Source organism: Candidatus Omnitrophota bacterium (assembly GCA_041648975.1).
Classification (GTDB): domain Bacteria; phylum Omnitrophota; class Gorgyraeia; order 2-01-FULL-45-10; family 2-01-FULL-45-10; genus JAQUSE01.
Genome location: JBAZNZ010000009.1, coordinates 41,917 through 65,407 on the forward strand (window position 1 = coordinate 41,917; position 23,491 = coordinate 65,407).

General features: G+C 49.5%; 26 protein-coding genes and 1 tRNA gene. 25 read left to right on the forward strand and 2 right to left on the reverse strand.

Translation table 11 applies throughout. The features are described from left to right. The first annotated feature begins 408 nt into the window (after positions 1 to 408). The 7 genes from rpsB to WC592_04055 all read left to right on the forward strand — a co-directional run bounded on the left by rpsB (position 409) and on the right by WC592_04055 (position 6,526). Positions 409 to 1,263 (forward strand): 30S ribosomal protein S2, encoded by an 855-nt coding sequence (gene rpsB / locus WC592_04025; protein MFA4981619.1) that lies wholly within the window; start codon positions 409 to 411, stop codon positions 1,261 to 1,263. A gap of 131 nt (positions 1,264 to 1,394) precedes the next feature. After that, on the forward strand, positions 1,395 to 1,979 hold the full coding sequence (gene tsf / locus WC592_04030; GenBank protein MFA4981620.1) for a translation elongation factor Ts: 585 nt from the start codon (positions 1,395 to 1,397) through the stop codon (positions 1,977 to 1,979). Between the two features lie 74 nt (positions 1,980 to 2,053). Continuing rightward, a complete protein-coding gene (gene pyrH, locus WC592_04035) occupies positions 2,054 to 2,770 on the forward strand; it encodes a UMP kinase (protein MFA4981621.1) in 717 nt (238 codons plus the stop codon). A 17-nt stretch (positions 2,771 to 2,787) separates the two neighbouring features. Then, positions 2,788 to 3,345 carry a ribosome recycling factor gene (gene frr / locus WC592_04040; GenBank protein MFA4981622.1) on the forward strand — a complete coding sequence of 186 codons (558 nt, stop codon included), beginning with the start codon at positions 2,788 to 2,790 and terminating at the stop codon, positions 3,343 to 3,345. A 110-nt stretch (positions 3,346 to 3,455) separates the two neighbouring features. Next, positions 3,456 to 3,531 (forward strand) — tRNA-Lys (locus WC592_04045). 446 nt (positions 3,532 to 3,977) lie between these two features. After that, positions 3,978 to 4,814 carry a hypothetical protein gene (locus WC592_04050; protein ID MFA4981623.1) on the forward strand — a complete coding sequence of 279 codons (837 nt, stop codon included), beginning with the start codon at positions 3,978 to 3,980 and terminating at the stop codon, positions 4,812 to 4,814. Positions 4,815 to 4,840: 26 nt separating this feature from the next. Next, positions 4,841 to 6,526, forward strand: a complete 1,686-nt coding sequence (locus tag WC592_04055; GenBank protein MFA4981624.1) for an AsmA-like C-terminal region-containing protein — start codon at positions 4,841 to 4,843, stop codon at positions 6,524 to 6,526. A 43-nt stretch (positions 6,527 to 6,569) separates the two neighbouring features. Here the strand turns inward: WC592_04055 and WC592_04060 are convergent, their stop codons facing one another. Further along, a complete protein-coding gene (locus WC592_04060; GenBank protein ID MFA4981625.1) occupies positions 6,570 to 6,770 on the reverse strand; it encodes a cold-shock protein in 201 nt (66 codons plus the stop codon). A 158-nt stretch (positions 6,771 to 6,928) separates the two neighbouring features. Here WC592_04060 and der point away from each other — a divergent pair, with 158 nt between their 5' ends. From der to WC592_04150, 18 genes are all read left to right on the forward strand, one after another. Beyond that, complete coding sequence (gene der, locus WC592_04065; GenBank protein ID MFA4981626.1) at positions 6,929 to 8,245, forward strand: ribosome biogenesis GTPase Der; 1,317 nt, start codon at positions 6,929 to 6,931, stop codon at positions 8,243 to 8,245. Between the two features lie 75 nt (positions 8,246 to 8,320). After that, complete coding sequence (locus WC592_04070; GenBank protein MFA4981627.1) at positions 8,321 to 8,776, forward strand: hypothetical protein; 456 nt, start codon at positions 8,321 to 8,323, stop codon at positions 8,774 to 8,776. 13 nt (positions 8,777 to 8,789) lie between these two features. Then, positions 8,790 to 9,050 carry a hypothetical protein gene (locus WC592_04075; GenBank protein ID MFA4981628.1) on the forward strand — a complete coding sequence of 87 codons (261 nt, stop codon included), beginning with the start codon at positions 8,790 to 8,792 and terminating at the stop codon, positions 9,048 to 9,050. Between the two features lie 25 nt (positions 9,051 to 9,075). Beyond that, the gene (locus tag WC592_04080; GenBank protein MFA4981629.1) at positions 9,076 to 9,738 is read left to right on the forward strand and encodes an archaemetzincin family Zn-dependent metalloprotease; all 663 of its coding nucleotides are present in this window, start codon (positions 9,076 to 9,078) and stop codon (positions 9,736 to 9,738) included. A 15-nt stretch (positions 9,739 to 9,753) separates the two neighbouring features. Beyond that, on the forward strand, positions 9,754 to 10,119 hold the full coding sequence (locus WC592_04085; GenBank protein ID MFA4981630.1) for a hypothetical protein: 366 nt from the start codon (positions 9,754 to 9,756) through the stop codon (positions 10,117 to 10,119). Further along, entirely contained in the window at positions 10,116 to 10,787 is a 672-nt protein-coding gene (locus WC592_04090) for a hypothetical protein (GenBank protein ID MFA4981631.1), read from the forward strand. Before WC592_04085 ends, WC592_04090 begins: the two co-directional genes overlap by 4 nt. Before the next feature lie 134 nt (positions 10,788 to 10,921). Next, complete coding sequence (locus WC592_04095; GenBank protein ID MFA4981632.1) at positions 10,922 to 11,077, forward strand: hypothetical protein; 156 nt, start codon at positions 10,922 to 10,924, stop codon at positions 11,075 to 11,077. A gap of 8 nt (positions 11,078 to 11,085) precedes the next feature. Further along, entirely contained in the window at positions 11,086 to 11,232 is a 147-nt protein-coding gene (locus WC592_04100; GenBank protein ID MFA4981633.1) for a hypothetical protein, read from the forward strand. A 9-nt stretch (positions 11,233 to 11,241) separates the two neighbouring features. Then, entirely contained in the window at positions 11,242 to 11,847 is a 606-nt protein-coding gene (locus WC592_04105; GenBank protein ID MFA4981634.1) for a GNAT family N-acetyltransferase, read from the forward strand. A 76-nt stretch (positions 11,848 to 11,923) separates the two neighbouring features. After that, the gene (locus tag WC592_04110) at positions 11,924 to 12,181 is read left to right on the forward strand and encodes a hypothetical protein (GenBank protein MFA4981635.1); all 258 of its coding nucleotides are present in this window, start codon (positions 11,924 to 11,926) and stop codon (positions 12,179 to 12,181) included. A 173-nt stretch (positions 12,182 to 12,354) separates the two neighbouring features. Beyond that, positions 12,355 to 12,936: a transcriptional repressor LexA gene (lexA, locus tag WC592_04115; protein ID MFA4981636.1), complete on the forward strand. Its 582-nt coding sequence runs from the start codon at positions 12,355 to 12,357 to the stop codon at positions 12,934 to 12,936. Continuing rightward, positions 12,917 to 14,245, forward strand: coding sequence for a DNA polymerase IV (locus WC592_04120; GenBank protein ID MFA4981637.1), 1,329 nt, complete (start codon positions 12,917 to 12,919; stop codon positions 14,243 to 14,245). Before lexA ends, WC592_04120 begins: the two co-directional genes overlap by 20 nt. A 64-nt stretch (positions 14,246 to 14,309) precedes the next feature. Further along, complete coding sequence (locus tag WC592_04125) at positions 14,310 to 15,161, forward strand: tetratricopeptide repeat protein (protein MFA4981638.1); 852 nt, start codon at positions 14,310 to 14,312, stop codon at positions 15,159 to 15,161. A gap of 12 nt (positions 15,162 to 15,173) precedes the next feature. Next, positions 15,174 to 15,566 (forward strand): response regulator, encoded by a 393-nt coding sequence (locus WC592_04130; GenBank protein MFA4981639.1) that lies wholly within the window; start codon positions 15,174 to 15,176, stop codon positions 15,564 to 15,566. After that, on the forward strand, positions 15,559 to 16,410 hold the full coding sequence (locus WC592_04135) for a YaiO family outer membrane beta-barrel protein (GenBank protein ID MFA4981640.1): 852 nt from the start codon (positions 15,559 to 15,561) through the stop codon (positions 16,408 to 16,410). The genes WC592_04130 and WC592_04135 overlap by 8 nt, the downstream gene beginning before the upstream one ends. 1 nt (position 16,411) lies before the next feature. Beyond that, on the forward strand, positions 16,412 to 17,677 hold the full coding sequence (locus tag WC592_04140) for a HEAT repeat domain-containing protein (GenBank protein ID MFA4981641.1): 1,266 nt from the start codon (positions 16,412 to 16,414) through the stop codon (positions 17,675 to 17,677). Position 17,678: 1 nt separating this feature from the next. Next, complete coding sequence (locus tag WC592_04145) at positions 17,679 to 19,082, forward strand: glycosyltransferase (protein ID MFA4981642.1); 1,404 nt, start codon at positions 17,679 to 17,681, stop codon at positions 19,080 to 19,082. 11 nt (positions 19,083 to 19,093) lie between these two features. Continuing rightward, positions 19,094 to 21,430 (forward strand): fused MFS/spermidine synthase, encoded by a 2,337-nt coding sequence (locus tag WC592_04150; protein ID MFA4981643.1) that lies wholly within the window; start codon positions 19,094 to 19,096, stop codon positions 21,428 to 21,430. Here the strand turns inward: WC592_04150 and WC592_04155 are convergent. Beyond that, on the reverse strand, positions 21,420 to 23,216 hold the full coding sequence (locus WC592_04155; protein MFA4981644.1) for a carbon starvation protein A: 1,797 nt from the start codon (positions 23,214 to 23,216) through the stop codon (positions 21,420 to 21,422). The genes WC592_04150 and WC592_04155 overlap by 11 nt on opposite strands. Positions 23,217 to 23,491: the final 275 nt, after the last annotated feature.

The following is a 23,491-nucleotide window of genomic DNA, read 5'->3' on the forward strand; positions in this document are numbered from 1 at the left end:
CTTGGGAACAGATTAAAACCTAAGCCGACGTTATGATGAGCACATTGAAAATATTAGGTCTTTGTGATGGAGAAAAACGGTTATATATAAGCATTTTTGCATATTAAAAGAGCCAAGGCTGTTCGAGGCCGGATCATCGTCCCGCCGAAAGCGGGACGCCGGCCGAGTTGCCGCAGGCTCCCGTTTTTCGACTGAACAAAGACCGACCCTATAGCTATACTGAAGGGGGAATATTTTCAGTGCTCACATAACTAGGCTTAGGTTAGAGCAGTATCTGTAAAAATTTCATTCACAAATATCCTTGCAAAATAGGGTCGGACAGCGTATAATATCGAGACTTAAAATCGCATAAAGTAGTATATACAATGGACATAACACAATGAGAAGGAAGGAGAAAGAAAGTAAAATATGGTAGAATCTGCGTTGATGAAGAACTTATTAGAGGCGGGGGTGCACTTCGGTCATGAGACGAAGAGGTGGAACCCCAAGATGAAGAAGTATATATTCGGCGAAAAGAACGGCATCTACATCATAGACCTTTCCAAGACCGAAGAATGCATAAGGAAGGCATGCGATTTCCTGAGATCCATCGCCACGAGCGGCGGCTACGTCCTGTTTATCGGAACGAAGAAACAGGCCCAGGATATAATCAAAGAGGACGCGTCGAGATGCGGCATGTTCTTTGTGAACCAGAGGTGGCTCGGCGGTATGCTGACCAATTTCCAGACGATAAAGAAGAGCATCAAGCGTCTGACTGAGATTGAAAGGCTCAAAGAGGATGGCACCCTTGCCAAGCTGTCGAAGAAAGAGGCTTCCAAGCTGAATAAAGAGATGTTCAAACTGAATAAGAACCTCGAGGGCGTCAGGGCCATGGATAAATTGCCAAAGGCCGTATTTGTCGTGGACTCTAAAAAAGAGGACATAGCGGTAAAAGAGGCGAAGTTATTGAAGATCCCTATAATAGCGCTCGTCGATACGAACTCCGATCCGGATATGGTCAATTACATCATACCCGGCAATGACGACGCGATCCGCTCGATAAAGCTTGTCACCGGCATCATAGCCGACAGCCTTATGGAAGGTAAACGGGCTTTTGCGGCGAGCGAGGCCAAGGCAAAGGAAGAGGCTGAAGAAGAGGCTGAAGATGGGATAAAGGTCGTTGATGAGAAGATAGAGGAACTTGTCGAAGGAGACCTCAAATTAAAAGAAGACGAGTCTCTGCCTAAAGACGTTCCCATAAAGAAGAAGAAGAAAGTTAAATAAGCGTGATGACTGAGGTAGTGATTAAGCAATTAAGTTATTAAGCGATTAAGTTTTACTTAATCACTTAATCGCTGAGAGGATATAAAGCATAGAATCGCTTAATTACCAAGTCAACTTTACGAGGAGAAACGATGATAGACGCGATAAAGAAACTCAGGGAAAAGACGAACGCCGGCGTTGTGGATTGCAAAAAGGCGCTCCGCGAATCGGGCGGGGATATCGATAAAGCGGTTGAGGTATTGAGAAAGCAGGGAGTGGCCCTGGCATCCAAGAAGATCGGGCGCGCGGCTAAAGAGGGACGGATAGAGAGCTATATCCACCTCGGCGGTAAGATAGGGGTCCTGGTCGAAGTAGATTGCGAATCGGACTTCGTAGCGAGGAACGACGACTTCAAGACATTCGTGAAGAACCTGGCCATGCAGGTCGCCGCGTCCAATCCGATATATGTGAAGAGAGAGGATGTGTCGGACGCCGCCATAAAGAAAGAAACAGAGATAATAAAGGCGCAGCTGGTGGGTAAACCGGCCGCCGCCGCGGATAAGATAATAGACGGCAAGCTGACTAAATTCTACGAAGAGGTCTGCCTTCTTGAGCAGCCTTTCATAAAGGACCCAAGCCTGAAGGTCAAGGATGTCTTGACGTCGATGATCGCCAAGATAGGCGAGAATATCATAGTGCGCAGGTTCACGAGATTTCAGGTTGGGGAAGAGCTATAAAACAGTTGTAAGCTATAAGTTGTAAGTCATAAATTTTTGTCTTACAACTTAAAACTTACGACTTACAACTAACTATGTCCAAGCCAGTATTTAAACGTGTAGTTCTGAAACTTTCGGGCGAGGCGCTTCAGGGACGCATGGGTTCCGGCATCGATTACGAAGTCATCGCCTCGATCGCCAGCCAGATCAAAGAGGCCAGGAAGCTCGGCGTAGACATAGCTATAGTTATCGGCGGCGGCAATATATTCCGCGGGGTCTCCGGCAACGTTAAAGGCATAGACAGGGTCAGCGCCGATTATATGGGTATGCTCGCGACGGTGATAAACGGCCTCGCCCTGCAGGACGCGCTCGAAAAAGTCGGGGTATTTACGAGGGTACAGACCGCTATAGCGATGCAGGCCCTCGCTGAGCCGTATATAAGACGGCGCGCCATAAGACATCTCGAAAAGAACAGGGTAGTGATATTTGTCGGCGGCACCGGTAACCCTTATTTCACTACCGATACTACGGCGGCGCTGCGAGCGATAGAGATAGGCGCTGATGTCATATTGAAAGCCACTAAAGTAGACGGGATATATTCGTCCGACCCGGTCAAGAACAAGAAGGCCCGGAAATTCGAGAGCTTAAGGTATATCGATGTCCTGAAAAAAGGATTGAAGGTCATGGACGCGACGGCCACAAGCCTGTGCATGGACAACAAACTTCCCATAATAGTCTTCAATCTTCTCAGGGAAGGGAACATAAAAAGGGTTTTACTCGGGGAAAAAATAGGGACTGTAGTAAAAGGATGAACTAACGGGGTGAAGATATGACGCTTAAAGAGATTGTTCACGATACGGAAATGAAGATGAAGAAGACCGTTGAGGCCACGCAGAGAGAATTCTCTGTAATAAGGACAGGCAGGGCGTCAACAGCTCTTGTAGAAGGCATAAGGGTGGATTATTACGGCACGTTGACGCCTATAAGACAGCTGGCCGCGATATCGACACCCGACGCCAAGAATATAGTCATACAGGCCTGGGACAAGAACGCGCTGGGGGAGATCGAAAAGGCCATACTTAAATCGGAAATAGGCATCGTTCCAACAAATGACGGCAAGGTCTTAAGGCTCACGGTCCCGTCGCTTACACAGGAGCGTAAGCAGGAATTGGATAAGATATTGAAGAAGATAGCCGAGGACGGCAGGGTATCGCTCCGCACCGGAAGGCACAGCGCGGTAGAGCACGTGAGGAAAGCGGAAAAAGACAAGTTGATCACCGAAGACGAGAAGTTTAAGGGGCAGGAAGACATCCAGAAGCTCACCGATAAGTACATTAAAGATATAGATAACCTCCTCGCCGGTAAAGAGAAGGAAATCCAAGGATAGCGATTAAGCAATTAAGTGATTAAGTAGCTTATCCTTAAACTTAATAACTTAATCGCCAAAGTCAATTTAAGTATATAATCGCTTAATTACTGACTCAATTTGACTCACTAGGGCCACTAGCTCATCTGGCAGAGCACCACACTTTTAATGTGGTTGCGGTTGGTTCGAGTCCAACGTGGCCCACCATTTTTTGCCTGTAACCTTCGTCATGGCAAAAAATGATCCCGAGGAGATGTAGTTAAACTGAGGCGACGAGGGACTACCTACTAAAGGACGCCAGCCCGGGCAAAAAATGTTCAAAGGGGAAAACGTAGTTTTCCCCTTATGACGTTCGCTCGCCGACCCAATATCTATAGCTCGCTCTCTGTATCCCTTTTCCTTATAGGAATATCTCGCCACAACCAAACTTAACCTATAGAAGGGAAAAGGAGGAGAATGTCCTCCTTTTCCCTTACTAACCCATATCCTCCAAAAGTTGTGTCGCCTTCGGCGACCTTAATCGATTTTTCTTTTCACTGTAAGCGCGACGTGAGGGTCCTCGTGGCTTATCTTTTTAAAAATCCAGCTATTAACAATTGACAAACCTATGGATTTACGGTAAATAATAAGGTACAAGAAATGGAGGCGGCACAATGAAGAAAATTATCACCATCGCTGCAGTTGTTTTAGTCGTGGTCTTTGTCGCGGCGTTTACCAAAGACGCTGTAATAAAGATGTCTGTCGAAAAGGGCGTTGAGCTCGTGATGGGCCTTAAACTTAATATCGGAGGCCTTAGCGTAGGGATCCTCAGGCCAATAGTCCATATCAAAAACCTCAAATTACTGAACCCCCCGGGTTTCCATGACAGGACTATGATAGATATGCCGGAGATATATGTAAATTATGACCTTCCCGCAATTATGGGAGGCAAGATACACCTTCCCGAGGTCCGTCTGGCGTTAAGAGAATTTGTCGTAGTGAAGAACGCCAACGGTAAACTTAATCTCGATTCCTTAAGGATGGTCCGGGCGCAGAAAGAAGGCAAGGCACCCTCCGAAGAAACGCCCGGCAAGGCCCCCGAAATACAGATAGACTCCCTTAATCTCAGTATAGGTAAAGTCGTATACAGGGATTACTCAAAAGGCGGCGCGCCGATAGTAAAAGAGTTCAATGTCAATATCAATGAGAGTTATACCAACGTCGATGATCCATATTCGCTGGCAAGCCTGATCGTCGTAAAGGCCCTGATGAACACGTCTATAGCGTCTCTAACGAATTTTGACCTAAGGGGGATGCAGGGCACTATAGGAGATACGCTGGCTTCCGCGCATAAGATGGCCGCCAACGTTATGGAGAATGTCGCTGCCTCACAGGAAACGGCAAAACAGGCCGCTAAAGCGGCGACCGAAGCCGCGGCGAAGGCGCAGGATGTCGCAAAGCAGACCGCGGATACGGTAAAGAACGTCTTTAAGAATCCTTTCGGTGAGTAAGATCCAACATGATCGGCATAGTAAAAATGAAGCGGATCATTGCGGCGAGTCTTATTATTATAATCCTGCTTGTTGCCGGAGTTACGCTGTTTATTGCGACATTTAATATTGACTCATACAGGGCCGCACTTGCAAAGGCTATAGGTAAGGCAATTGGCGCGCGGGTGGAAATAGGAAAACTATCTCTTGTCTGGAAAGACGGGATATCGATCAAGGCTGAAGACTTTGTCATCTATTCCGCCGTTGGTAAGCAGGAGAAGGCCGGCGCGCGCGCGAAATCAGGGTCTTTTTCGGTTGAGCTCATGCCGCTCTTGAAAAAAGAGTTCAGATTCGGAGTTGTGGCGCTCTCAAAGCCTCATATCGAGATACAGCGAAATCCAGACGGCGCGATAGTCATAGCCGGCATGAAACCGCAGATCGATGCCGCAGCCAAGAAGGCCGGAGGCAGTGAGGCGGCCATACCGCTATTCTTCGTAAAGACGATAGAGTTGAAAGACGGTGAGGTTATATTTACCGATATGTCGAAAACGCCGCTTTCAGTTGTATCCGTACGGCACATTGATGTCCGTGTAAATGGAGTATCCCTGGGCGCCTCGGCCCCTTTTAGCGCCGCAATGGCGTTGTTCGCCCGGCGGCAGAATGTAGAGATAAGAGGGTCGGTAAATTTCTCGCAGGCAGGGTCGCCCATAGATATGATAAACGGGAATGTAAAGATCGATATGGGCGCGATCGATATCTATGAAGTCGTAAAAGCTTTTCCGGAGGCCAAAAATGCCGGGTTCAGGGAGAACCCGAAAGGCATTATAGGCTTAGATGTAAAAAAGTTTTCTTTCACATCGCCTCTTAAAAGATCGGATCTCACCTTTCAATATAAGAACGGCAGGATCGCTGTTTCCCATCTGCCGGACGCGCTGAACAATATTACGGTAAAAGGCGCCCTTAAGAACGACACGCTTAAGGTCGATAGCTTCTCAGCGGGATTTGCGGACGGCGCCATTTCCGGGTCGAGCAACGTCTCGGACCTGTCCGGGGCCAAGAGGTCGGCTTTAAAGCTGTCACTCAAAGACCTTGCCCTCGCCAAAATGCTGCCGCAGCCTACACAGGGACAGCCGTTCCTGTCGGGCCATGTGAATCTAGTCTTTGAAGGAGGCTCGCGTGGGTTTACCGCTGAGGAGCTGCAGGACTCTCTCACCGGCCGGGGCAGCCTGTCGGTCAACGACGGAGTTATCGTTAATATGAATGTTGTGCGTGACGTTTTCCGGCAGATTTCGATGATACCGGGCCTTGTCGAGCTGTTCGAGGACAGGATGTCGGACGCCTATAACGCTAAGATACGATCCAAAGACACCGTCCTATATCCTATTGAAGTGCCGTTTATATGCGAGGGAAGGTTCTTGAAATTCCCAAAACTGTCGCTAAAGACCGACCATTTTAATATCTTCGGTGTCGGCGAGGCCGGATTTGACCGGTCGATAGGCGCAAATGTTATCTTGCAGATAAACAGCGACCTTTCGAACGCGTTCATGAGGAGCATAAACGATCTCCAGTATCTTATGAATAGATCAGGGCAGTTGGAGATACCGATAAAAGTAAAAGGGTATCTTCCCGAGGTGAATATCATCCCGGATCTGCAGTATGTAGCCAAAAAGTACGCGGCGGCAAAGGCCCGGGAGGTTGTGACCGAAGCCCTCGGCAAGATGATGAAAAAATAAGACCCGGTTTATACCGGGTCTTATTTTTTTGCAGCTATACTTCTTACAGCTTCACTACGTTTGTGGCCTGTTCGCCCTTAGGTCCCTGGGTTATCTCGAACTCGACATCCTGACCTTCTTTTAAAGACTTAAATCCATCACCCTGAATAGCGCTGTGATGTACGAAGACATCCTTACCATTCTCAGGCGTGATGAAACCATAGCCTTTGGCGTCATTGAACCATTTCACTTTCCCTTTTACCATTATTTACTACCTCCCTTCCATCGAACTAATAGTAAATAACAGGTGCTACCTAATTTACTATCGTCGGATATTATATCCTTTTTTTAATTCGTTGTCCAGTAATATGTTAAAAAATATGGAAGTAGGCCAATTTGACGTATTGTGGTAGAATATACCCTATGGTCAAAGCAAAATTACCGAAAATAGCGATAGTCGGCAGGCCTAATGTCGGGAAATCCTCTCTCTTTAACAGGATAGTCGGCGCCAGGACCGCCATAGTCGAGTCTAAGAGCGGAACGACGCGCGACAGGCTGTATGCGGATATCAGGTTGAAGGACAGGTCCTTTACGCTTATAGATACGGGCGGGTTTGAGAAGGCGAAGCCCGGAGAGATGGCCGGGCTCATCCTGAAACAGCTTGAAAAAGCGATCCAGGAGGCCGACATAATAGCCTTTGTTACCGACGGCGCAGCCGGCATATTGCCTCAGGACAGGGATCTTGCGGCCGCTTTGAGGAAGACCTCAAAAAAGATATACCTTGTCGTGAATAAGATAGACGATGATTCGAAAATGTCATCCGCGCTCGAATTCTTTGAGCTGGGGTTGGGCGAGCCTTACGCCGTTTCCGCGGCGAATGGCGCAGGTGTAGACAGATTTCTCGAAGAGCTTTCGGGTTATACGGAGAAAAGCGACGCTGTCAGCGCGGCTAAAGGAGTGAAGGTCGCCATTGTCGGGAGGCCTAACGTCGGCAAGTCTTCATATATCAATTTCATCCTGAGCGAGGATAGGGTAATCGTCCATCCTACAGCAGGGACCACCAGGGACGCCGTTGACACGGATTTCAATTATAAGGACCGCGATTATGTGCTCATAGATACCGCGGGCATCAGGCACAACACCAAGCTGAATGAGGCGGCGGATTTCTACGGGAGCGTCCGTTCGAAAGAGGCGATAAGGCGTTCCGATGTGGCCATAGCTATAATAGACGGTTGCGACGGCTTAAGGGAGGACGACGCGCGTATATTAGAGTTCATAATAGAAGAGGGCAAAGGGCTCATAATCGCGGTGAATAAATGGGACCTGGTCCGCGGCGCCGGTATGCCGGAATATAAAAATATGCTGATAAAAAAGATGAGCGCCATCAGGAACTATCCGGTGACATTCATCTCATGCAAATCCGGCAGGAATGTCAGATCGAGCCTCGATCTCATATGGCCGATCTACGAGAAGGCAGGTATGACCATCAGGCCCGGTATGCTTCACGGCATCCTGGAATCGCTGAACAGCGCGCCGGAGATAAGGAACAGGCGGGTCAAATTTATCTTTCTCGCTCAGACAGGACAGCGTCCGCCGGCGTTCGTTCTGATGACGCGGCCCAAAGATTTCAGGATGATGAACGCTAACCTGAAACGCTTCGCGGAGAATTTTTTAAGGATGGCTTATGATTTCGAAGGCGTCCCCTTGAGGCTGGCGATCGAGAAACCGTCGAAACATTGATACCGCCGTTCATCATGTGCTTTTTGCTTGGGATTTGACGCTTTAGGATGTATAATTTTAGCAAAGGAGCCGGTTATGCTTAGAAAGACGGTATTATTCTTACTTATAGGTTGTCTTGCCGCGGGAGGATGCGCGACCATGAAGTCGGAGAAGGCGTTTGAGAGCGCTTCGATAGGCATGTCGAAAGCGGATGTTATAAAAAGGGTAGGCCCCCCCGCGCTTGTAAAGGGGTATATTAAGAACACCGCAGGCGAAAATATCGAAGTCTGGGAGTATAGGGTCGGGAAGGCCAAGTCTTTCGAACAGGTGACGACGGAATCGTTCTTCACGGCGATGACAGCAGGCGCCGGGGCGCCGATACTTCTTTCATCGGGGGACAGGGATAATTACTGGTTCTATTTTGTCGACGGTAAATTCGCCGGGTGGGGGCGCGCCGGGGATTGGGACCGTGACGGCGAAAAGATACGCGGGATGACATTTAAGCCGGGGAAAGATATATCCCTGACCATAGCGCCATTAAAGGAAAAATAAGAGGAGGCGTGAGATGAAAAAAGCGTTGTTGCTGGCGGTATTCCTGATCTTTACCTCAATATCGGTTTTTGCCGGAGGCCCTGGATGCGGAAGCGTGAAAGAAGACAGGGTCGAGTCCAGGGAGCAGATGACTATGAAGCCGGATACGATATTCCAGAAGGTAGGGGATTTCATAACCGGAGATTACGACGTCAACGGCAAGCCGCTCAAAAAGGTGGGAATATTGCAGGCCACGGCCGACGAGATAAATAAGATGAAGGCGGGCGGAAGGTAACGAGGACCTCTTGAAAGTCGATCCTATGTTTAAACCGGCGCTAACGATCGCTCTTATCGCATTGTCGGCGTATTTCGCGTGCGAAGGCCATGCTAAGGCCGTAGCCGAACATATATATATCGTCCCTGTCGGGGACGCGGACAGCAAAGTCGTAGCCGAGATTAAGGACAAACTTCCCTCATTCCTTTCCATGAGTTCAAATACGCTGGTGGACCCCGGGAAGGATCTGCCCGAGTCCGCTTACGATTCCTCGAGAAAGCAGTATAACGCCCGGGTCCTTTTAAAAGAGATCTCGCGGCGCGTGACCGTCGATACCGCGAATGAAAGGGTGCTCCTTATTACGGACGTAGACCTGTATATGCCGGAGACGGACTTCGTCTTCGGGCTCGCCGACGCGAAAAGAGGGATCTGCGTAATATCTTCGGCCCGTCTTAAGGACGAATTCTACGGCCTGAAACCGAATAAAAGAGCATATTATAACAGGGCCCTGAAAGAGGCAGCGCATGAACTTGGCCATTCCTGGGACCTCGGGCATTGCACGAACCCGAAATGTGTAATGTGCCTTTCAAATACTCTTGCCGACATCGATAAACAGAGAGATGAGTTTTGCCATGCCTGCCGGGATAAACTGCGCCTCAGGTATGAAAAGGCATTGGTCGATACGAAGGCGTTAATGCAGAGGTGGTGAAAGGAGGTATCGAAGATGTTGACACTTGTAAGGGCTATAGGGCTGATAGTTTTAGGGATGGGGCTTACCATTACGGCGGATCCGCGTGTGTTAAATATAGTGATAAACTTCTGGAAGGAGGGTAACAGGATATACGGCGCAGGCGCCGCGAGGCTTATCTTTGGGGTCATATTCCTTATGGCCGCCTCGAGCTGCAGGCATCCGGTCGTCATTACCGCACTGGGTATATTGATGATCATAGGCGCCGCTCTAGTCTTCGCGCTTGGGCCGGCCAGGATAAAGGCTATATTAGGATGGTGGGAACAGAAGCCGCCGTTATTTGTACGCCTCCTCGGCCTTGCGCCGGCGGCTATCGGCGCGGCCATACTGTATTCGGCATGATACGCGCCCTCATCAGTATCGCAATATCCTGCGTTATCGTATCCTGCGCCGCGGCATTGCCGGAGGAAAGGGACCGCTATGAGATCGAAGGGCTGACCGGAGATATGCGCGGAGCTTCGGAGTTGATCCAGAGGCCCGACGGCAGATTATACGAGACCGGCAAACTGAAACTGGCGCTCATAAACAAGGGAGATATCACCTATGCCAGCAGGAAGAGCGCGTTCAGCAAGCCGGAAAATAAGCAGGTCCTGGGTTCCATAGTCTTCGAGGTGGATATAGTCAAGGTAGACGATGAGACTTATGATAACCAGATAAACCTCGGATTCGATTTTCCCGAAAAGGACGGCGCCGGCGCCGATACGGCATGGGCGCGCATGAAAGGCCGCGTGACCGTTGACCAGATAGCCGCTTTGAAGAAGAACAGGAAGACCGCTTTTGAGGCGAACCGGAAGGTCTCCGAGCTATTGTGGATCAATATGGTAGAAGAAGGCACAAGGTCGGATTATCAATACAGTGAGATGTTCAGGGAGACGAGTTTCAAGGAGGCCATCATAGAGATCGGGGGAAAATACCTGGATTACATTCCGGAGATATTTGAATTATTAATAGAGAAATATCCGGAAGGCGAAAAGATATTAAAGATGAGGGGTGAAGTAGCAAAAATTTAGAGTTAGATATATTAAGGTATTCCCTCGCCGGGGGAGTGAGATAACAGCGTCTCGGGATGATTTGCCTGAGCAAAATAACGGCAAATCACGGGACGATTTGTCAGAGTCAGGCTACAACAAATCGGGGGTGTGCGATGAGTCACGAAGAACATATAATACATCAGTTAAAGGAGATGCATAGCTCGCTTGCCCATACGGACAGGCAGGTGTCGAATGTGAGATGGCTTTTATACATAAATATAGCCATAATGATTTCCGCTGTATTGATTATCCTGATGAAACAGTCCTGAGGTATAGTATGGCCGCGTATATTTATGACAGGGTGTTATTGATCCTGACGCTGATCGTCGTGACTCCGCTCCTCATCCTCAGTTTGCTTTCGATAGTTATCGGGTATCCGCTTCATTTAATAAAAGAGTCCATAGTAGGCCGGCTCAAAAGGTGATGTTAAGCAATGCATAACGTGGTAATACGCCGCGGCGCCCCCGAAGATTCGGAAGATTTTTCGCGGCTTATGCTGTTGACGGGAGAAGACCTATATACAGGGATCCTGGGTAAGGATGCCGGGATCGTCCTGGGCAGGTTATTTAAGGAAAAAAGGAATTACTTCAGCTACGAACACTCGTATTTCATGGAGATGGACGGCGAGGTTGCGGGAATGACGTTGTTATACGATTATAAAACTACAAAAACCGAGTTCTTCCGTTTCGGATTTTTAATATTTAAATATATGAAATTAAGTTTCTTCCGCTATATTATTCCGCTGCTTAGGGCCGGCCGCGTATTGAACGGTTCAAGAGAAGGGGACCTGCATTCCAGCAACAGCGCCCTCTATCCGAAGTTCAGAGCTCAGGGCTTAGGCGAAAGGCTTTTCGGGATAGCCGAGGAGAAGGCCAGGCGCGAAGGCTTCAGGAGGATAGTCGTGAGCGTGAAGTACGACAATATCGCCGCGCTCTCTTTACGCAAGAAGCTCGGCTATAAAGTGGAGATGGAACTGCCGCCGCTCGATCTTGAGAACGGTGTTTTTAAGCATCTGCAGCTGGTGAAGGATATTATTTAAGGTGTTCCCGGAATTTGCATTTTTTTCAATGTATGATATAATTAAAAGACGGGTTTTAATAAAAAAGGAGGCGGGCATGAAGCGTATAGCGATAATGGCGATGGCTGTGTTATTCGCGTCAAGCGTGACGCTGGCGTTTGCCGAACAGCCGCAGAAAGAACAAAACCTGTTTAAGATAATCCAGGGCACGATTAAGTTCCCCCCGGCAAAGGAAAAGAACAGGGTAAAGATTCCGCCGATTAAAGTTAGTATGTTTCAGGACATGGCAACCAGGATCGAAGAGGGTTCAGCCAAAGCGCGTACCCAGTCTTTGAGGACCGCAAAGACGAAATAGAGAAATCATAAAATAATAGTAACCTGTTATGCGGATCCCGGGCGCATTTTGCCCAGGATCCGTTTTTTTACTTGCATAGTGAACGATTGTTCACTATAATAGTATGTATAAAAGGTTACGTAACCTTAATTAACCTTCCCTAACATTACGTAACATAAACAAGGGGCTCTATCATGATTAAAAGAGACGCGGAACTCTACGCGCATAAGATAAATAATTTTTATATGAAGAACAGGAGGATGCCGTCTTACTCCGAGATGCAGTCCATCTTCGGGTTCGCCTCGAAGAACGCGGTATTTAAAAGAGTCCAGGCGCTTATGAAGAACGGATTTATCGATAAAGACGCTAAGGGCCGCCTCATCCCGAGAAGCCTTGTCAAGCCCGCGCGCCTTTTAGGAACCGTAGCCGCCGGGTTCCCGAGCCCCGCGGAGGAGGAGCTCGCGGACACGATGAGCCTTGACGAGTACCTGATATCGAATCCCCAGGCCACTTACCTGTTGAAGGTGGACGGCGACTCTATGATCGACGCCGGCGTGCATCCGGGAGATCTGGTCCTGGTCCAGAGGAACCTGACTCCGAAAACAGGGGATATAGTCGTGGCGCATGTAGATAATGAATGGACGTTAAAATATTTTGAAAAAAAAGGCGGCCGGGTCGTTTTGAAAGCGGCCAATAAGAAATATCCTGTAATAACGCCTAAACAGGAACTTACGATAGCCGGAGTGGTCATAGCCAATGTCAGGAAATACAGATAAGGCGGAAGAATTCTTTACTCTCCACTCATATCCCAAAGCCATAGCCCATATAGATTGCGACGCCTTCTTTGCTTCATGTGAAGAGGCGCGCGACCCGTCTCTCCGCGGGAGGCCTGTCGTTACAGGCAAAGAGCGGGGAATAATAGCGTGCGCGAATTACAAGGCCAAGGCCCTGGGGATAAAACGGGGGGTGAGTCTGCGCGACGCTAAGCTCTTATGCCCGGAGCTCGTGATATTGCCCGGCGACTACGAGATGTATAGCGTATATTCCGAAAGGATGTTCGAGATAATAAGGCGTTTTACGCCAACCGTGGAAGAATTTTCCATAGACGAAGCGTTCTGCGACCTGACGGGCTTGAGGCGGCTATACAGAACGTCATATCAGGAGATAGCCCTGCGGATAAAGGACGCCATACATAAAGAGCTCGATATAACGGTTTCCGTAGGTCTTAGTCTCACTAAGACTCTCGCCAAGATATGCTCCAGGCATAAGAAGCCGGATGGCTTTACGCCAGCGCCCGGCTGCGAGCTCCACAGCTTCCTTAAGGGCATACCGCTGGACCGTGTCTGCGGATTCGGGCCGAACACGGTCAGTCTCCTTAATAAATGCGGTATATGCGATGTCTTTGGTTACGCGGAAAAATCGTTCGATTTCGCGGACAGGCTGCTCGGCAAGGTCGGCCGCGAGCTCTGGCAGGAACTGCGCGGCATACAGGTATACGGCATATCGGCAGAGAAGAAGGAGAAGTATCTCTCCATAAGCAAGACGAAGACTTTCAGCCCCGCCTCAAGCGACAGAGCCCTTGTAAAGGCGCACCTCATGCGCAACCTCGAATCCGCGTTCATAAAATTGAGACGGCATAAGTTGAGCGCCAAGGCGCTGTCGATATATCTGAGGACGAGGGATTTTAAAGGTATGGGCTTAAGCGGCGAGCTCGACAGGCATTCGTTTTCGACGCTCGATTTTACCCAGTTGTGCGGCCGCATGTTCGACAAGGTCTTTGAGGAAGGGGTCGTTTATAGAGCCACAGGAGTTGTTCTGTCAGATATAGTCCTTGAGGGCGCAGACTCGATGACGCTCTTTGACGATCCTGTTAAGATAGCCAGGATATCGGGCCTATCGAAAGCTGTCGACGAAATAAACGGGCAATACGGAAAATACGCCGTTCATCTCGCGTCTTCCGATCAGGCGCTCTCTGTAAAACGTCCGCATTCACGGAACGATACCGCGTGGCGCAAGACAACGCTCCTAAAAGGCGAGACATTCCGCCGCAGGCTCAGGCTCCCTCTTCTGAAAACGGCTGTGTGACCCGCGCACATTTTGCTTTAGATTTGCGCTTTTAAGAGGTATAATCCTTGCCAGGAGGTGTAGCATGAAAAAGACTATGATATGTGCGGCTGTTTTTCTATTGGCCGTTGCAACGGTCTTGACAAACAAAGCGTATTGCGAAACCCCCGAAGATTATTACAAGTCAGGAGTAGAGTTGTATGATCATAACAGGTTCGGAGACGCCCTGACAGAGTTCGAAAAGGCCATAAAACAGGATCCGGGCTATGCCCCCGCTTACTTTAAGACGGGATGCGTATATGTGATACTGAACCGGTTCCAGGAGGCGGTCGACTATTTTAAGAAGGCGATCGAATTAAATCCGGGTTTTTCGGCCGCGTACCAGGCCATGGGCGAGGCATACTATTCCATGGGAAACAGGGAACTCGCGATTGCGTCGTTTGAAAAAGCAATAAGCATAAATCCCGGATTTTTCATACCTTACAACAGCCTTGCCGACATCTACGTATCCGATAATAAGCTAGACCAGGCAGTGCCATTCCTGGAAAAGGCCCTGCAGATAAATCCGTACGATTATTATGCTAACTACAAATTAGGGAAGATATATCTGAAGCTGGCAAAGTATCAGGACGCGATAAAATATTTCCAGAGGACGTCGCAGATAAACCTGAGATTTGCCGGCGCGTACTTCGACACCGGTGTCGCCTATAATATGCTGAACGATGCCCAGCAGGCTCTCCTGTATTTCCGCGAAGCGCTTAACCAGGATCCCAGCTACGCCGACGCGTATTATGAGGCCGGTGTTGCGCATAATAAACTCGGGCAGTTCAAAGAGGCCAGGGAGAACCTGATAAAGGCGGAAGATTTGTATAAATTAAAAGAAGACCAGATCGGCGCCCGAAAGGCAAAAGAAGCTTTGAGTAAAATAAGCCGATAGGAGAAGCTATCTATGGTCAGGAAAAGAGTTTTAATCGTCGATGATGAAGTAGATTTTATTGAAATATTAAAAGTGAGGCTTGAATCGAATAATTGCGAGGTCATAACGGCCAATAACGGGAAAGAGGCGCTCGAAAGGATAAAGAAAGACAAGCCCAACGCGGTGCTCCTGGACATAATGATGCCCGAACTCGACGGCCTGACCGTGCTGAAGCGGATACGCCAGACGGACGCTACGCTTCCGGTATTCTTCATTACAGCGTTCTCTAATGAGGAGAGGATAAAGATAGCGGGCGGACTTAACGCGTCCGGGTATATCGTCAAAACGCAAGACCTGGGCGTGAAAGTGAAGGAGATAGTCGATTTCATAGACATTGCCGAAAAAGCAAAGGGCAAAAGTGCCTAAAATTTTTCGTGTAAACAGCAAAAAGTTTATACTTGTCCTATTACTGGCGGCTTTTCCTTTATACGCCCATGCCCGCGAGGAAGCCGGCACGGACCAGCTGATACGCCGGATGACCCCGCCTCGCGCAGTCGTGGAAGATCTAGTGGAGGCGAAGGATCAGTGGTATGTTGACTGTTTCTTTGAGCCGAGTGAGGTATTGCAGGGCAACAGGACAGGCAACTGGGATGAACTTACCACCAGTATCGCGTATATCCACCAAAATATCCGTCCTTATCTGTCAGTATCGCAATTAGAGAGATTCGATAATAAGGACTATACCGCGAACATAGGCTCCTACCTTAGTTTTAAAGACTCCTACGCGCATTTAGAAGGGGGTTTCGGCTGGGATATCGACTATATCTATAAATTCATATCTATCGCGGAATACGGCCACAAGCTTTACGAGAATCTTCACTGGCAGATGGGCTACACCTACCGCGCCTACGGCACAGACGATACTCATCTCGTATATCCTATGCTTATCTACTATTTCGGCGACAGCTACATGAGCGCGCAATACGGCGTGTCGTTCATGGAGGGCCACGATACGGCTAATATGGGCTCCGTCAGAGGCGATTTCGCAATAACAAATTTTTTGCGATGGTCGTGCGGTTTAGCGGTCGGTGAGAGGCTCTATGACATAAACGGTTTTGACGCCCACGCCGAACGGGGATTTATACTCTTTACCGGGATTACGTGGAATCTCTATAAAGACATAAATATAAAGGCCGGCTATTCCCATGGTGAGGAAGCCCCCAAGTTCATAAAACGGGGGTACTATCTCTCCGCGTCGGTAAAAATGTAGAATGTACGGTTACCATGCCGACATAGTCTGGATGGTCAACGCCGCGCTCTTGATCGTACTTATCATTACGGGCGTGGTGATATTCTTTTGCGTCCTTATAAAAAGCCGCATCCAGGGCGCCCGGCGTTCCAGGCTTCTCGGAATAAAAAAGAATGTCTATGAAACCGTCATGTCGGGTAAAGGTGTGTCCGAAGGCGCTCCCTCTTCCGTATGTCCCATCAATGTCACCCCGGAACAATTTATAGATGTAGAGACTAATAGAGCGCGCTACGCCGCTTTTTTTAATGAAGCCGAGATAGCCTTCCTTAAGAAATGTTTCGTGAGTCCCGGACAGACAGCGAAGCTTGAAAAGCGCGCTAAAAGTTCATGGAACAAATGGCAAAGAGTGGAAGCTATTCTTTGTCTCGGCTATTCTCAAGCCCCTTCCGCTGTAGATATACTCGCGAAATTGGTTTCGAGTAAGGACGAGGACATATCCTATTATTCGATCGTGGCCTTAGGTCAGATAAAGACAGTCCATTCAGCCAAGGTTCTTATGGATCATCTGCGCAAGGACCCCTCAAGCGGTTATAAGATAGCTCTGGTCTTTGACGGCTTTCCGGACGAGGCTTCCGATAACATCATACAACTGACGAATGACCCGCGCGAAGACGTTAAGCGTTGGGCGCTTGTCCTTCTGTCGAAGTTTCCTGTGGGAGGATACGTCAAGAAGCTCGAAACCCTTACTCATGAAGCCGCGCCGGAAGTAAGGGCGGCCGCGTGCGATTGCCTTGGTAAAGCCCTCCGAAGAGAGGCAAAACCGGCGATATTAAGATGCCTTAAGGACGACAGCTGGCTGGTCAAGAGGCATGCGATAATGGCGCTTGAGAAGCTTATGGGCGATGACGCGCTTCCCGAAATAACAGGTTTTGTCGATGATGCTTCGTGGTCGGTCAGCGGCGCTGTGGCGGAAGTTATGGCATCCCACATAGAAGCCGCGCTTCCTTACCTCGCAAAATTTCTGGTAAGCGACAATGTAGTCGCGAAGAGGTTCGCGGCATTAGCATTAGAGGATTCCGGATACCTGACGAAGTTATTGAAGGACGTCATAAGCGGCAAGGCGAATGCCAAAGCCTCGGGCGTCTTAGAAGGAATTGTGAGGTCGGGTTTCCATTCCGGCCTTGAGGCGGCGATCGCCCCGCTTGAAGGGCCGGAGCGGGCCAAAGCCATCAAAGTCCTTTCGGGGATAGACGGCAAGACCGCCCAAAATTTACATAAGGCGCCTTAATATGCTCACACCTAAAATAGTATATGCGGTATTTGTCGCCTGCCTGGGGTACTTCCTGTTCCTGACTATATATTATGCGTTCCTTGCCCTTATAGGGTCTTATGAGGGCAGGAAGAGATCTTTGCAGGGCGAAGAAGAAGATTATTCGCTCGTCTATTTTTCGAATTTCAATATCCCGGTGAGTTTTATAGTCCCCGCCCGTAACGAAGAAGAGTGGATAGCCGAATCGATAAAGTCGCTCTTGAACCTCAATTATCCGAAATTTGAGATAATAGTTGTGAACGACGGGTCTACGGATAAGACGATGGATATCCTGGATTCTTTACTGAAGCTAAGGCCCAGCGACATAATGTATATAAAACATTACAAAGACGGCATGCTGCGCAGGATATTGAAGAGCGAACTGCATCCGAACATCACCGTTATAGACAAAGAGGCAGGGACCAAAAAAGCCGGCGCCGCGAATGCCGGGCTTAACATAGCGAAATATAATCATGTATGCGTTGTAGATGCCGATACAATCTTTGAGCCCGACGCGATTTTAAGAATCATGGCGCATGTCGCTAAGGATCCCGATAAGATAATCGGGATAGGGAGTTACTTCGGGCTATTAAACGGCTTCAAGATAAAAGAAGGCAGGATAATGGAGCATAGCCCAACATACAATCCGATAGTGGCTTCTCAGAATGTCGAATACATACGTTCCTTTATGGGCAACAGGCTGGCCTGGAGCAGGTTTAACGCTATGCCCAATGTCGCCGGCGGCTTCGGGGTATGGCGCAAAGACGTTCTATATGAGCTCGGCGGATATTCGGTCGACTTTACATGCGAGGACATTGAGTTTACGTTCCGCGCGCATGACTACGTCGTCAAGCATAAGGATAAGGGATACAGGATACTCATGATGCCGTATTGCGTCGGGTGGACGGAAGGGCCCGCAAATGTGACGTCTCTCATTTCCCAGCGCGAGCGATGGCAGAGGGTGACCGACGAAACGGTCTGGAGATATAAATACATGATGTTCAATCCGAGATTCGGAGGCTTTGGGTTCCTCGTATTTCCTTATTTTGTTCTGTATGAAGTCTTAGGCGTCTTCGTTGAAGTGGTAAGTGTGGCGTTCGTGGCCGCGGGCTGGGCGGCAGGCGTTCTGCAGTGGAATGTTTTTCTGGCGTTCTTCTCGTTCATGCTCCTTTCTCAGGCGTTCACCTCGCTGTTAGCTATCCTGACTTTCACGGAAGAGCAGAGGCTCTTCCGGTTAAGGTATATTATGTATCTTGTAATTCTGACGTTTACTGAATTTTTCTGGTACAGATGGATAATATCTATAGCGAAATTGGTCGGAACTTTTCGGTTCCTGTTCAGGATAAAATCATTTGACCGGTATGTGCGGTCGAAACATGTTTAAGGGGGTATAGGTTGGCCAGGATCTATCTCATATTTTTCCTTTCAGGCATAAGCGGACTTATATATGAAGTTGTTTGGCTGAGGATGCTTACCAGGGTGCTGGGCTGCACTGTATACGCGACCTCGATAATCCTCGCGGCTTTTATGGCGGGCCTTGCCATAGGAAGCTACCTGATCGGCAAGTACGGCGGCAAGGTGAAGGACCAGATGCGCCTTTACGCTACGCTGGAAGCCGGCATAGGTATCTCGGCGATGGCCCTGACATTTTTGCTTAATCTGCTCGTACCCGTTTACAAGGCCGTCTATTCGATGGCGGGCGGCCAAAGGCTTGGGCTGACTATCTTCCAATCAATAACGATGTTCCTGATATTCCTTATACCGACCATCTTGATGGGAGGGACGCTTCCCATAATCAGTTCTTATACGAGAAGATGCGAGAAGGCCCTGGCCAAAAGGCTGGGATATCTGTACGGGTTGAATACGTTCGGCGCGGTCGCCGGCGTATTGGCCGCCGGTTTTTACCTGATAGGTTCTTCGGGAGAGACACGGACATTGTTGATAGGCGCCTTAATAAACCTGGCCGTCGCTTTAACGGCTTTCGCGATAGCCCGGAACGACGATCTATCCGGAGGCGCGGCGCGATGCGCGCAGGAAGGGGCGTCTCCGGCGTCTTCATCTCCGTCCCTGCCTGATCATAGCGTCGGCGTAAGAAAATTAGTCCTCGCGGCATATTGCCTCAACGGTTTTATCATGATGGCTTATGAGGTCATCTGGACGCGTATCTTCCAGATCCAGGTGGGGACTTCCATATACGCGTTCAGTCTTATGCTTGCTTTCTATCTCCTGGGAATAGCCCTGGGCAGCGTCGCCGGAGGCAGGTTTGCGAACAGGATAAATAACCCGTTGGCCGTATTCGGCATATCCCAATTATTTATTTCAACATACGCCGTATCGGGATTATATATATTTACGGTTTTTAGCGCGTCGTTCTCATGGTCTGAGATCATCCCGGCGAATGTGCTGCTGATGCCTCAACTGATCATAGTGCCCATTACTTTTATATCCGGTTTTATCTTCCCGGTGATATCCCGCATCTATATTAAGGATGAAGCGGGCGTCAGCAGGGTGGTGGGCCTGCTCTATTCCATGAACACTCTGGGATGCATATTAGGTTCTCTGATATGCGGTTTCGCGCTCGTAGGGTCGCTAGGAACGCGAAATACGATACTGCTCTTATCGGCTCTCGGCGCCTTTGCCGGAGTGACGGTCTATTTTAAAGCGTCATCCGGGATCAGGGGGCTGAAAATGAAGATTGCCATTGCAGGGTTATTGTCCGGAGCGCTCATTCTGGGCGCCATGTCGCCGGATCCGTTCATGACGGCAGTGCATGAACGGATGAAAATCTTCCTGCGGGGGCCTTCCGATGAAGCTACGCTCCTCTATCACAAAGAGGCCGCGCGCGCGACCACGACGGTCTTCAGTTATAAGCACGGCCCTTTATCAAAACAATTATTGATAAACGGGGTCGGGATGACAAAATTATGCATAGAGACGAAACTGATGGCTCATCTCCCTATACTGCTTGCCCGTGATCCGGAAGATGTCCTCGTGATATGTTTCGGCATGGGGACGGCGCTCAGGTCGGCCTGGGCGCATAAGACGCTTAAATGCGACGTGGTCGAACTGGTAGAGGAAGAGTATGAATGCTTTAAATATTTTCACGCCGACGGTCCGCGGATCCTGGCGGATCCCAGGGTCCGTCATTTTACCGATGATGGGCGCAACTTCCTGCTCATGCGGGACAAGAAATACGATGTCATTACGCTGGACCCGTCGCCGCCGCTTTACAGCGCAGGGAGCGTAAATCTTTACAGCAAAGAATTTTTCGAACTTTGCAGAAGCCGCCTCAAGGAAGAAGGTATCATGTGCCTCTGGATACCGCCTGACAGCGCCACAGAGGTCAGGATGATCATGAAGACCTTCTACACGGTCTTTCCGAATACTTATGTGTGCGGAGGGCCGTACTACGGCGGATTTTTTATGCTTGGATTTATGAGCGAAAGCCGGCCCGACGTCAGCCGCCTTATCCGCGACGAAAAAGAAAAGGATGTAGTCGATGACCTGAATGAATGGGATACATCGGACAAACCGTCGATGTCCCGTCTCCTGGTGCTGAAACCCCCGGAACTGGCGAAATTTGTCGAAGGCGCGCCGGTCATTACAGACGACCGCCCGTATACGGAATTTTTCTTATGGAGGGCATTATTTGACAAATTCTATAAGTACCAGCTCAACGCGAAATCTCTTGTTGACTGGAGGGACGATAGGTTGAAAGGCCCTAAGAAGTAGCCTGTCTGCCGCCCGGGAATATCCGGCGGCGCAGGCTGTAGATCTTCTTCAGGGAGTCGATAAATATTATCACCACGAGCGCGATCATTATTAAGGAGAGCGCCGCGTTCAGGTTCCCCTGGAATGTATGCTTGGGCAGGTAGTTATCGGTCACATTCATGACGCCGGCCACAACGGTCGTAACGAACATGAATACGGCCGGCAGGAATGTCACGAGCCCGTACTGCCATTTTTTAGTCTTCTTGAGTATGTATAGTGTCCCGACCGCGAGCGCAAGTGTGGCGAGCAGTTGGTTCGCAACGCCGAACATAGGCCATATGGTGGAAATATCCCCGTTATAGACTAAATAACCCCACAGAAGGCTGATAACTCCTCCGCTGATAATGATACCCGGAAGCTTATTGATCGCGTTCCACCTGGGGTTCGCCGTCTTTATCAGCTCCTGGAATATGTAGCGGGCCACGCGCGTCCCGGTATCGACCGTCGTCAGGATGAAGAGCGCCTCGAACATTATCGCGAAGTGATACCAGTATCCCATGAGATGCTTCATCCCCGGGATCGCCGACAATATCATCGACATGCCCGCGGCAAGCGATACCGCGCCACCGGCCCTGCCGGCGAGCGCCTCACCGGTCATCTTCTCAATATCGGCCAGCTGAGTTGTGGCCAGTCCCAGGTTATTGAATACCTCGACAGGCACATTTATGGCGAAATAATCGCCGGGTAGAAGGACGGTCGCCGCGATAAGAGCCATTATAGATACGACGGCCTCGGTCAACATCGCGCCGAATCCTATCATGCGTATATCAGATTCCTTATTTATCATCTTGGGCGTGGTGCCGGAACTGACAAGGGCGTGGAAACCGCTTATTGCGCCGCACGCGATAGTTATGCATACGAACGGCCATACCTTTCCCGGGATTATGGGCCCGCCGCCATGGATATAAGGTGTGAACGCGGGCATTTGGAGTTTCGGGTTTACGACGAATATACCTATTCCCAAAAGGAGTATAGTCCCGATCTTCATATATGAGCTCAGGTAATCGCGGGGGCAGAGGAGGAGCCACACGGGAAGCGTGGAGGCTATGAAACCGTATACCGGCAGTATTATAGAAAGTGCGGGTTTTGATAAAAGGAATATGTGCCCGAAACTCGATTTTGAAAAAGGCTCGCCCAGGACGACGCCCGCGATCACTATCACGACGCCTACCAGGGATGCCTCGACGATCTTTCCGGGCCTCAGGCGGTACATGTAGAGCGCTACGATAAGCGCGGCGGGAATAGTCACAACGATCGTAAATGTGGCCCATGAGCTTTCGTTCAGGGCGTTCACTACGACAAGCGCCAGCCCGGCCAGCGCGGTGACGATGATAAAGAGAACCGCGAATCCCGTGATAAAACCGGCTGTCTTGCCGATGTTCTTCCTGGCGAGCCGTGTGAGTGATAATCCTTTCGTCCGCACAGAAGCGAATAGTATTACTATGTCGTGCACAGCCCCGCCCAGTACCGCACCTATGAGTATCCAGAGAAATCCCGGGAGGAAGCCGAATTGCGCGGCCAGCACCGGGCCGACGAGCGGGCCGGCCCCGGAGATGGCGGCGAAGTGGTGGCCGAAGAGCACATACTTGTTCGTCGGGTGATAGTCGCGCCCGTCCTTGAACGTGTGGGCGGGTGTGGGTATCTTATCGTCGAATACGAGTATCTTCGTGATGATGAACTTCGCGTAGAACCGGTACGCGATCGCGAATACGAGCAGGCTTGTTATGATGAGTGTCAGCGCGTGCATCCTATTAAGATAATTTAAATCGTCTGCGATGTCAAATGGTATGTAAAATTTTTCTCGAGCTTAGGTTAGGGCAGAACCCGAAAAATTTTATTGGAGGAGCTGGTTGGGAAATTTTTACGGGTGATGCTCCTTCCAGACTTTTTCTCAATAAAGGGCGAAGTATGCCCGCCTGATCGCAGCAAGCTAAGTCTGGCGGGCAGGGATGGGGTGTCCCGAATACAGCAAGAATGGTTCGGGCATATAGATACGCGCTTATGTCGTAGGGGAGGTTTAAA